The organism is Ohtaekwangia sp. (genome assembly GCF_036568665.1).
GTDB lineage: Bacteria > Bacteroidota > Bacteroidia > Cytophagales > Cyclobacteriaceae > Ohtaekwangia.
Map to the genome: position 1 here is coordinate 1 of NZ_DATCSD010000357.1, position 11,044 is coordinate 11,044.

Consider the following 11,044-nt stretch of genomic DNA (forward strand, 5'->3'; position numbering starts at 1 on the left):
CGATTGCGTAAGCAGTTCACTTAATCGTTTTGCCATCGCAGTAGCACCTTCAAAGTTTGGATGAATGCCATCCAGGTATAGATCAGGGCGTCCCAGGAATAAAGTATAAAGATCAGCTATTTCAACGCGCTCCCTATACGCTACAGTTCTGAGTCTTGGTATAATTCGCGAGCGGATTACTTCATCCCAAATACCCGTGCTGTCGGTAACAAAAGATGTTACCGGTATCATGAGAATTACCCTGGGATGTGAGGGTAATTTTTTAAAAGACTGGATGAGTGCTGCATAGTCGCGCTCGAAATCAGTAAGGTATATTCTGTTGATCAGCTTGCTGTCATTTCCTCCCAGATCAATGAACACTATATCCGGATTGCTTTGCAAGGCATATTTATACTGACTTGTTTTAATATAGGGGCTATCTCCTTTTACAAGCAACGTTGTTCCACTCACACCAAAGTTAGTAACAGCATAATGTGCGCCCAGCATTTGTTGGAGCTGTGTCGGATATGAATCTAAGGCGGGATTCTTCAGAAAAACTCCCTGCGTTATACTGGCTCCCAGGCAGGCAACTTTAATTTTCTCTTTGCCATTGGCGCTAACTATTGATGAAGACAAGAGCAGTAGAACAATCAATATATGTTTATGGCATTTCATGCTTGTTGGGAAAGTAGGTTATTCGTTAATAGTTTATTCGTTAGTGGTGTCAGGCGGAAACATTTGCCTGCACCTTGATGGCTAATCAGCAACTCTATTTGTTTCCCGCAGATTAACGCAGATTAAATGCAGAATTATTTCCCACGGAATTCACAGGAGGACACAGAAAACTTTAAAACTAAAAGTAAAAAACGAAAAGCAAGTGCATTACATCTCATCATTCGTTAATCGATGTTCCTTGTTCAATATTCAATTTTTTCATTCGTTGGCCGTGGTGTCAGTGGAAACACCTTACTGCACCTTTGAATGTATTTACTATTAACGAATAACCACTAACGAATAACGATGAACTACCTCACCGGTATCTCCTTCGTCAATGGAATTTCCTTACGCAACATTTTTGCTGCCTGTCCTGTGAGGAACAGGTAATGATCTGAAGGCATTCCATCATTACCAACAAATCGTGTAGTTGCTCCACCGGGGGGTGTATCGCTTACTTTAAATATAGCAGTACCTTCATCAATCTCATCGAACATTGCTACATATAACATCTCTGCACCGGCATTTATTGATCCATGCACGAGGTCCCAATAAAATTCTCCTTTCAATCGGGGAATAGCACCATACGAAGTATACTTCGCCAACCCCGGGTTTCCCAGCGATAAATTTCGCCAGCTGAATCCCGGATATACTATAGGAACATAATCAACCTTGTTCTCTTTTGCCCAGGCTAAATCTGCCATGATATGATCGCGGTAATGATCGGTGATGTTATGTACCAGCGGAGTAAATCGCTGCACCATCCAGGGAAGAACAATATCAGCGGAACGAATTAAATCATGCAGGTAAGGATCAGGCAGGCAATCTTTATTCAACTCGCGAAAATACGTGGGCACACCGAGCATGATAGAACAACCACCATATACCGGATCGTTTTTTAAAAATTCGATCAGGCGATTGATACCAATCTCCCGAATGTTATAGGAACGATCCGGGAAGCCAAGCCCCCAGATGGCCACAAGCGGTTTTCCATTGTGAAAAAGATAGTTCTGTTTCGGACCGGCATTGGTGATCTTCAGTTTATCCACCAACATCTTCCAATCTTCGATGATCGAAGAACAATCTTCACCTCCAGCACGCAATCCTGAAAGATCGTACATCACAGCAATAGCACGATCATATTTGATGGCTGCATTCAAGGCGTTCTGTAAAATTATATCAGAAGACTTGGTATAATTCTTATGATCGCGCGTTACATCAAAGAAGCGCTGCATGAATACACCATCCACTCCATATTGCTTCATCCATTTAAAATGCAGATCTATAGTGCTTTTATCAGCCGAGCTAAAAACCTTCCCAATTGATCCATCTGTATTTTTGAACGAAGTCTCATACGTCTTTTCATATTCAGAAACATCCGGCCAGAAATCAACGGTTGAATTTCCATCTTCAAATTTTCCGTTGCGTCCGTAGTGAACAAAATTGTTTCCGGTTCCGTCACCAGGTGTGCGAAACCATCCCTGATATCCGGCCATCACAAGCCCTTTATAAGAAGAATATATACCGGCCTTGCCATGATGGCTTTGAGCATTACCATCACGAACTATCGCCAGTAAAATCAAAACACAAACTAATCCTTTGGTTATAACCTGGTTCATAAAATTGTTTGAGGTTTACATTCATTAACAGATTAAAAAACATTACTCAACGCTATATATCTCTTAATCAGACTATATATCCTGGCCTGCACGTTCAAGTATACGCTTGCGCTGGTAGAGAATAATATCTTTCATCTTGTGCATACGCTTGCGTGCAGAGCTTAACTTTTCACGCACTCTTCGCAGCTGATGTCTCTTTTTCTCAAGCGTATATTGACTGGCCAGCAGTAATTCAATCAACGCTTCCTTTTCTAGTTTTGAAAAATCTTTTTTCGGCATGGGTAACATCACTTCAAAAGTGTTTCTTCACTGGTTGATCGCTCATGGTAAATTCCAGTATGCCACCGGAGATAATATCCGCATGAGAAATGAACGGTTGCTGTAATACAACTCCGTTGAGTTTTACTTCAGATATATACTTATTCCTGTCGCTGTTGTTCTCTGCACGAATGGTAAAGATCTTTCCATTCTCAATGTGAATAGTAGCTTCGTTAAATAAAGGCCGCCCCAGGGTATATATAGGATTGCCGGGACTTACCTGGTAGAATCCAAGACTACTGAGAACAAACCACGCTGACATCTGTCCGCAGTCTTCATTACCGGATAATCCATTTGCATCGTTGAAATACAATGTATGAAGAATAGAGTCAACGAGGTGCTGTGTTTTCCAGGGTTGCCCCGCATAGGTATAGAGGTATGTGATGTGATGACTGGGTTCATTACCATGTGCATACTGGCCGATCAAGCCTGAAATATCAGCCGATGAATTTTTTCCATCCACTTCAGAAGTTTCCTCGAACAGACTGTCAAGCTTATTGAGGAACTGATCTCTTCCACCGTGCAACGCAATCAATCCAGGTATATCATGCGGCACAAACCACGACCATTGCCATGAATTTCCTTCTACATATTCATCTTTCCGGTGATTGGAAAACCGTGGATTGAAAGGAGACTTCCAGCTTCCGTCTGCATTCACACCACGCATAAATCCTGTTCGGGAATCGAAGTAGCGAACGTAACGCTTCGAACGCTCGGAGAATTTTTTATAATCTGCATCTTTACCCAAAGCCTTTGCCATTTGCGAAATGCACCAGTCGTTATAGGCAAACTCAAGTGCTTTGGATACCGACTCATTCTCTTTATCGGATGGTATAAATCCCAGCGTTTCATTATAGTATTTAGCTTTCGGCATTATACCATGCTTAACTTCATCGTCAACAAATACAATAGAAGTGTCGTAGGTGGATGCATGAACGATAGCGCTATAGGCTTTTTCAACATCAAAATTTCTATAGCCTTTCATATACGCATCTACTATAACAGGAACAGCATTATAGCCGATCATGGTACCCGTTTCATTCGAAGCGAGTTCCCACATAGGCAGTGCTCCGCTCTCATCATACTTTTTAATCATCGAACGGATCCACGCTTCATTCATGGAGGGATTGATGATCGTCATCAGCGGATGAAATGCGCGAAATGTATCCCACAGAGAAAACACGGTATAGTTTCCCGACCCATTATTCGACTGATGGATTTTTTTATCCATGCCACGATATCTTCCGTCAAAATCTGTGAACAGGTTTGGGCTGATGGCCGTATGGTATAATGCTGTATAGAATATCTTTTGCTGATCTGCACTGCCGCCTTTTATATCGATACGATTGAGCCAGGCATTCCATTGTTTTGCAGCGTTGTCTTTCACATTTTCAAAACTCCATCCCGGAATTTCCTGCAGCACGTTATTCTTTGCACCGGCATAATCCACAGACGATATACCTACTTTCACCAGCACTTCCTGACCTGACAGCTTATCGAATTGCAACAACGCCTTCGCGCCAATTTTATCTATACTCTTGGTTCCTTCTAGTGCAATTGTTTTTCCACTGGCCAGTTTATACGTAAAGGGTTTTGAGAACACGGCATGAAAGTATACATGATGATCGCGCGCCCATCCCTTCGTTAATTTATACCCGCGTAGCTCATGGTCATTGATAATTTCAATCTGATTTACTTCGTTGAAATGACTTTGAAGTGTATGACCGACATCTATAATCACGCCTGCATTTTTTGAGGCAGCCGGAAATATATACCTGTGAAAGCCCGCATGTGCTGTGGCCGTCAGTTCAACCTTAACATTATAATCTTTAAGTCGCACAGTATAATATCCGGGAGAGGCTGATTCTGATCCCGGCACCTTCGGTGATGCATAACCATCGTCAGGTTTTTCGGCAGTACCCTGATCAAGTTGTTGCTTTCCGATCGTTGGTATAAACAGCACATCGCCATAATCACCGATGCCCGTTCCGCTCAGGTGAGTATGCGAAAAACCGAGGATCGCCTGGTCGGATGCATGATAACCGGAGCAGGCATCCCAGCCGTTTAATCTTGTATCCGGGCTTAACTGTACCATTCCATACGGCACGGTTGCTCCCGGAAAAGTATGACCATGACCTCCTGTACCAATGAATGGATTTACAAGATCAAGTTTGTTAACTTGTGCTTGGGCAAAACAATGCATAAATCCTGTTAGCAACAGGATCATTGTTAAAAACGATTTGCGCATCTGATTGTGCTTTTGGTTGATGTGCGCAAACCTAGAAGCGGGTTCTTAAAAACGGATTAATATCTGCTTAACGATTAAATTCAAACGATTTTCTAACTTAAATTTCAATTTTTTAAATAATATTAACCTAAAATGTGGCTCTAGCGTTGGGGACCAGGTATGCGGAGTGTTCTTTATTCAATATTCTTTTTCATCTCGCTCGAGGCGCTGCATGCTCAGACACGTGACAGCAACCTTAACTACGGGTTAGCTTTTGAGTCACATGAAGTCAGCAAGGATTCGCGCACCGGGTTAGATCTTAACCCGGATGGAGCTTACACGATCCGTAACGACTTCACGATAGAGTTTGACCTGGCGCTTCAGAGACTTGCCAATGCCTACGGCTATATTCTGCGGGTGATCGCCAATGATTCCCTCAACATCGACCTGATGTCAACCCCGGAACATGAAGAGTTCCACGACATCACACTCGTTATTAATAATAAGCCAACAACTATTCATTTTGATTTTGCTGATATCAGGCTGCAGCCCAACGTGTGGACCAAGTTCAGGCTGGTATTTTCGTTACACAAAAATCAGATTGGCGTTACGTGGAATAACAAAACACAATTCCATCCCTATAACTTTTCTAACCTGAAAAAATTCAGGTTCTATTTTGGTGTTAATGAGTTTGGCAAATTCAACACAACCGATGCACCTCCTATAGTTATCCGGAATGTTGCACTCTCCGAAAACAATATTCTGATACGGAAGTGGCTGTTAAAAAATCATAACATCACCGAAGTGTACGACAGTATTGCAAACGCAAGAGCCGTTGTAAAAAATCCAACCTGGCTTATTGACCGCCATACTCGCTGGGCATCGCGCCAGCATTTTACTACGGGAAGATTTCCCTCCGTTGCCTTTAACAGCGACTCTGCCCTTATGTATGTAACGGACGAAAAGTACATATATACCTACGACCTCCGGCAGGAAAAGGTAAACAGCAAAATCGTCAAGGGCAATCCGATTCATTCAGATGCCAACCAGTTGCTATATATCCGGGAGAAAAATCAACTCATCAACTACGACCTGTTTACCAATAAGTTTCTGTCATTTGACTTCACCAGCACAAGCTGGAAAAACTCTGACACTACGTATTACGAACCTAATTACTGGCACAACAATAAATTCTATAACCCGGTAGACGATGCTGTCTATACATTTGGAGGATACGGACATTTCACCTATCACAACCAGTTCTTCAAATACGACAACGCAAAGAACATGTGGGTAAAGGTGGAAACGAAAGGAACTATACCACCGCGCTATCTCGCTGCATCGGGCATTGAGCCATCCAAAAATCAATTGCTGATCTTTGGCGGATATGGCAGCCTGAGCGGAAAGCAGGAGCTCTCTCCGCAAAGTTTTTATGATCTATACTCTTTTGATTTGAAAAATCAGGAAGTAAAAAAAATACGCGAATACGATGCTCCTCAAAAAACGGAAGACATCACTTTTTCAAACTCATTGATCGTAAATGAGGAAGAAAATTGCTTCTATGTACTAAGCTATCCTAAAAATAAATATGAAGGGCAGATCAAACTTCGCAGATATGCGCTTGATAGCCCGGAGTCAAAGGAACTGGCAGACTCTATTCCCTTTCACTTCCACGATGAAGATTCTTTCTGCGATCTGTTCTATTCAAAAGCTTCCAACGAATTGATCGCAGTAACAGCTCACAAGGAAAAACAGCGATACCAGATACAAATACATTCCATCAATTTTCCTCCGCTGCAGGTTCAGGATGCACGCCAGCAAGCGCCACAAGCAAAACTGAACGCAGCAATCTATACCGCAGCGATTGTTTTTATACTCTTGGGATTGTTCACCTACTATTTTATTCGCAGTAAGAAAAATAAATTGACAGCCTCAACTACAATCTTACCCAAAACACGCGAACAAGTTTCTCCGGCAACGCATCCTGCTTTCCTTTCAGAAATCACGCAGTTGGAAGAGTCTCATAAATTTACTTCTTCCATATTGCTCTTTGGCGGCTTTCAGATCTTTGACAAAAACGGAACAGATATATCTTCCAAATTTACCATGACGCTGAAAGAGCTGTTTGTTCTGATCGTTCTTTATTCTGTAAAATTTGAAAAAGGAGTTTCAGCAACACTCATCCAGGAATATCTCTGGCCAGACAAGGATGAGGTCAGCGCACGCAACAACCGGAATGTTAACGTAAAGAAATTACGTACACTGCTCGAAGAGATTGGCGGCACATCCATCGAGAATAACAACTCGTACCTGAAGCTCACGATGGACGAACATATATTCTGTGATTATCAGGTGGTATATCAACTGCTCAGCCGCGACAATAAAAATGTTTCTGATGAGGATAAGATCAACGTCATCATTGCGAATGTAAAACGGGGAAGCCTTCTTCCGAATTTACAGACCTCCTGGCTGGATAGTTTCAAATCCGACATCTCTAACCTGATCATCGATACCCTGATCGACTATTCTCAAAAGCTGGACAGCAATAACGATGATAAGCTGCTACTGGAAATTGCTGATGCTATATTCATGTATGACTCTATCAACCAGGAAGCCCTGATGATCAAGTGTTCTGTACTGAATAAAAAAGGGAAATACTCACTCGCCAGAACCTGGTATGATCACTTTGCAAAAGAATATCAAAAACTATACGCAGAGAATTATCCGCGTACCTTCGAAGATGTGATCTCTTGATACTCTCTCCGCCCAGAACACCGTTATCTGAACGAATCAGTACCTATATACTTTACACTGACACTGATCCGGTTTTGTTGACTTCTTCGACATTCATATATATTTTCAACATTCGGGAATATTAATAAACAGGAGAATGGACAATTCAAGAGTATATAAGATGTCATTTGCAGGTGTATATCCGCACTATATCCAAAAAGCCGAGAGAAAAGGACGAACAAAAGCAGAGGTAGATGAAATTATATTTTGGTTGACAGGATACAATGCAAAAACGCTGCAACAGCAGATTGAAAAGAAGACCAACTTCGAAAACTTCTTTGCGCAAGCACCTCAAATCAATCCGAATGTTTCAAAGATCACAGGCGTAATTTGTGGCTATCGCGTGGAGGAAATCGAAGATAAACTGATGCAAAAGATTCGCTACCTGGATAAGCTGATTGATGAACTGGCTAAAGGAAAAACCATGGAGAAAATTTTGAGAAAGTAAAAGGTATATATTAATCAGCCTCCAGGACAAGGGAAACACCACATTGAGTTAAGCGGGTATATTTCTATCGCTCTGATAGATCTATATATAATATCACATATCAGTACCCCCCATACACTGCGTAATGTATGAGGGTTTCATTTCTTAACAATTACACCTTACTTATTCAATAGTATTGTACGTTATCAAATCTTCACAAGCGGCACATATTGAATAATTCCCGAAAAACTAAAATTATTTCCTGATTCTGTTTTTTATCCATTATCTTTTCCGGGCTGTATCAGATAAACTATTGCTATATGAAATTGACGTTAAGTGATCATAAAACTGGTGGCTCACTCACACTTTTTAAAGACGAAGCAGAAATTGAAAGCCCTTTTTACAAAAGAGATCACGACAATAAATACTTTACTATCGCGTGGAATACCGGCAAACAACAGACTGTATCGATTGACAACACCAATCATTCTTTTAAGCCGCAAACATTGCTTCCCATCATGTTCAATCAGGCCTTTCAATTTGAACGCCCCAAAGATGTTATAGCCTGGCAGTTCAATCGCGAATTTTACTGCATCATGGATCATGATGTAGAAGTGAGTTGTGTAGGTTTTTTGTTTGGTCTCGGAGACAACCATTTCATCGCGATGAATAAAGAGGAGCAACAGAAAATTGATCTCCTGCTCCATATGTTCATTGGAGAAATGAATACACCGGATTTAATTCAGCATGAAATGTTGCTTGTATTGCTAAAGCGTCTCATTGTAAATGTTACACGACTGGCCAGAGATGACAGCTACTCAGAACAGATAACAGACGAGAAATTTAACCTGATGCGTAAATTCAATTTACTGGTTGAAGCACACTTCAGGTCGGAACACTCAGTGGCGTATTACGCCCAACGCTTAAACAAATCGCCCAAAACGTTATCCAATCTTTTTGCACTATATCATGATAAATCGCCTTCGCAGGTCATTCAGGAACGCATCCTGATTGAAGCCAGAAGACTGTTATGCTATACGGACAAATCTGCGAAACAAATTACCTATGAGCTTGGGTTTGAAGACTCTACGTATTTTTCAGCCTACTTCAAAAAGTATACGAATCAATCTCCGCTGGAATACAGAAGCGAAATGACAAAACGGAAGAACGGGAAATAATCACAATCCTTCGGGAAGTAATACTATTCTCTGCCTGCGCCTACTTGCTGACCTTTGTATTGTTGATTGAAACATAACCTCAACAAAAAAAGGAAATGAAAACAAGTAGTTTTAAAAGTTACTTAAAGAAAACGTTAGTTACTTTAACAGTAGCCTTTGCCACCGTATTCGCTGTTCACGCGCAATCTCAACCCATTAAAAATGTAGTACTGGTTCACGGTGCCTTTGCAGACGGCTCCGGCTACAAGGCGTTGTATGCAACGTTAACCAAGAAGGGATATAATGTTACCGTGGTGCAGAATCCGCTCACTTCATTGGAAGATGATGTGGCTGCAACCATCGCAGTGCTGGATAAACAAGACGGACCAGTAATTCTGGTGGGCCATTCCTGGGGCGGCACTGTTATTACAGAGGCTGGTAATCATCCCAAAGTAGCAGCACTGGTTTACATAGCAGCCTTCCAGCCGGCAGAAGGAGAAACTACTTTACAATGGGTACAGTCAGCTCCGCCTGCAGCAGAGAATGGTATACTGCCTCCCGATGAAAAAGGTATAGTATATTATGATAAAGCAAAATTCCACGCAGGTTTTTGTGCCGACCTCAGTAAAGCAGATGCTGACTTCATGTATGCTTCACAAGGTGCATTTCATGCGAAAGGATTCGTTACACCTGTTACAAAAGCTGCCTGGAAAAATAAGCCTGCTTATGGAATTGTAGCCACTGAAGATAAAAGTATAGTACCCGAAATAGAGCGTGCTATGTACAAACGCTCCAATACAAAGATTACAGAGATAAAAGGAAGCCACGTGGTATTCATCTCACAACCCGAAGCGGTTGCTAAAGTAATCATCGAGGCAGCACTGGCAGCTTCTAAAAAATAAGAACAGATATATAGTATAAAGAATTAAAACAATAAAAAATATAAATCATACGAACATGAAAAGAACATCAAGCGCACATTGGAACGGAAATCTGAAAGCAGGAAAAGGTACCCTTTCTACACAGAGCACTGTACTGAACAAAACACAATATTCATTCGGCACCCGTTTCGCAGATGGTGCAGGCACCAACCCCGAAGAGTTACTCGGAGCTGCTCATGCCGGCTGTTTCACCATGGCACTCAGTGCTACGCTTGAACAGGCAGGATATACAGCAGGTGATCTGGATACAAAAGCCGTAGTAGAATTAGATCCGGCAACATTAACGATCACTACTATTACCTTGGATCTTACTGCTGCACCCATTCAAGGCTTGAGTGCTGAACAATTTAACGCGTATGCTAAAGGAGCTAAAGAAAATTGTCCTGTTTCCAAAGCATTGGCCGGAGTATCAATTACACTAAATGTTAAGTACTAACATTTACTGTCAATAACATATATTTCAGAGAGGAAGGTAGTTCAAACTATCTTCCTCTTCTGGTTTTCAGCCAACAGTTTTTTTCTCATTGCCAAATGATCGGACTTTGTCTAAATTTCCCGCCATACACATACAACTCAGAATATGTTTGATGGATCTGATTTTCCAAAATCGCTTGATGAAGAAGTCTTTAATCTTTGGCTGGAAAACGGCAGGCAAAGCAAGATACGCTATAACTATTTACTGATTGTTTGGGATGAATATGAAGCAAAATATAGACCTGTTTATGCAGAGCATCGTAATGAAATAGGCGAATATGAAATCTATAAAACATCTGTCAGTCGTGAATCGTTAGTCGCTGCATACGATTTATACTCAGAATCAAGAATCGTTTAAAAAGCTGCCAGCATTCTTGCAGCATATTGATTTACTT

10 protein-coding genes are annotated in these 11,044 nt (G+C 41.4%); 6 read left to right on the forward strand and 4 right to left on the reverse strand.

What is annotated here, in order from left to right; genetic code table 11:
* The 4 genes from VIN08_RS20540 to VIN08_RS20555 form a co-directional block, all read right to left on the reverse strand.
* On the reverse strand, nucleotides 1–654 hold a 654-nt coding region (locus VIN08_RS20540; protein WP_331969075.1), incomplete at its 3' end, for a GDSL-type esterase/lipase family protein.
* A gap of 350 nt (nucleotides 655–1,004) precedes the next feature.
* A complete protein-coding gene (locus tag VIN08_RS20545) occupies nucleotides 1,005–2,312 on the reverse strand; it encodes a glycoside hydrolase family 71/99-like protein (protein ID WP_331969078.1) in 1,308 nt (435 codons plus the stop codon).
* 72 nt (nucleotides 2,313–2,384) lie between these two features.
* Entirely contained in the window at nucleotides 2,385–2,591 is a 207-nt protein-coding gene (locus VIN08_RS20550) for a hypothetical protein (protein ID WP_331969080.1), read from the reverse strand.
* A 13-nt stretch (nucleotides 2,592–2,604) separates the two neighbouring features.
* Nucleotides 2,605–4,878, reverse strand: a complete 2,274-nt coding sequence (locus VIN08_RS20555) for a GH92 family glycosyl hydrolase (protein WP_331969083.1) — start codon at nucleotides 4,876–4,878, stop codon at nucleotides 2,605–2,607.
* A 159-nt stretch (nucleotides 4,879–5,037) separates the two neighbouring features.
* Between VIN08_RS20555 and VIN08_RS20560 the strand changes: the two genes are divergently transcribed.
* From VIN08_RS20560 to VIN08_RS20585, 6 genes are all read left to right on the forward strand, one after another.
* Complete coding sequence (locus VIN08_RS20560) at nucleotides 5,038–7,611, forward strand: Kelch repeat-containing protein (protein WP_331969086.1); 2,574 nt, start codon at nucleotides 5,038–5,040, stop codon at nucleotides 7,609–7,611.
* 136 nt (nucleotides 7,612–7,747) lie between these two features.
* Complete coding sequence (locus VIN08_RS20565; RefSeq protein ID WP_331969088.1) at nucleotides 7,748–8,098, forward strand: DUF2200 domain-containing protein; 351 nt, start codon at nucleotides 7,748–7,750, stop codon at nucleotides 8,096–8,098.
* Nucleotides 8,099–8,397: 299 nt separating this feature from the next.
* Nucleotides 8,398–9,255: a helix-turn-helix domain-containing protein gene (locus tag VIN08_RS20570; RefSeq protein WP_331969091.1), complete on the forward strand. Its 858-nt coding sequence runs from the start codon at nucleotides 8,398–8,400 to the stop codon at nucleotides 9,253–9,255.
* 95 nt (nucleotides 9,256–9,350) lie between these two features.
* Entirely contained in the window at nucleotides 9,351–10,136 is a 786-nt protein-coding gene (locus tag VIN08_RS20575; protein ID WP_331969094.1) for an alpha/beta hydrolase, read from the forward strand.
* Between the two features lie 55 nt (nucleotides 10,137–10,191).
* Nucleotides 10,192–10,611: an OsmC family peroxiredoxin gene (locus tag VIN08_RS20580; protein WP_331969097.1), complete on the forward strand. Its 420-nt coding sequence runs from the start codon at nucleotides 10,192–10,194 to the stop codon at nucleotides 10,609–10,611.
* 144 nt (nucleotides 10,612–10,755) lie between these two features.
* Nucleotides 10,756–11,007 (forward strand): hypothetical protein, encoded by a 252-nt coding sequence (locus tag VIN08_RS20585; RefSeq protein WP_331969099.1) that lies wholly within the window; start codon nucleotides 10,756–10,758, stop codon nucleotides 11,005–11,007.
* Nucleotides 11,008–11,044 lie beyond the last annotated feature (37 nt).

Coding starts and splice junctions, on each gene's coding strand:
- VIN08_RS20550 (WP_331969080.1), bottom strand. CDS start 2,591: ATGCCGAAAAAAGATTTTTCAAAACTAGAAAAGGAAGCGTTGATTGAA.
- VIN08_RS20570 (WP_331969091.1), top strand. CDS start 8,398: ATGAAATTGACGTTAAGTGATCATAAAACTGGTGGCTCACTCACACTT.
- VIN08_RS20580 (WP_331969097.1), top strand. CDS start 10,192: ATGAAAAGAACATCAAGCGCACATTGGAACGGAAATCTGAAAGCAGGA.
- VIN08_RS20585 (WP_331969099.1), top strand. CDS start 10,756: ATGTTTGATGGATCTGATTTTCCAAAATCGCTTGATGAAGAAGTCTTT.
- VIN08_RS20555 (WP_331969083.1), bottom strand. CDS start 4,878: ATGCGCAAATCGTTTTTAACAATGATCCTGTTGCTAACAGGATTTATG.
- VIN08_RS20545 (WP_331969078.1), bottom strand. CDS start 2,312: ATGAACCAGGTTATAACCAAAGGATTAGTTTGTGTTTTGATTTTACTG.
- VIN08_RS20565 (WP_331969088.1), top strand. CDS start 7,748: ATGGACAATTCAAGAGTATATAAGATGTCATTTGCAGGTGTATATCCG.
- VIN08_RS20575 (WP_331969094.1), top strand. CDS start 9,351: ATGAAAACAAGTAGTTTTAAAAGTTACTTAAAGAAAACGTTAGTTACT.
- VIN08_RS20560 (WP_331969086.1), top strand. CDS start 5,038: ATGCGGAGTGTTCTTTATTCAATATTCTTTTTCATCTCGCTCGAGGCG.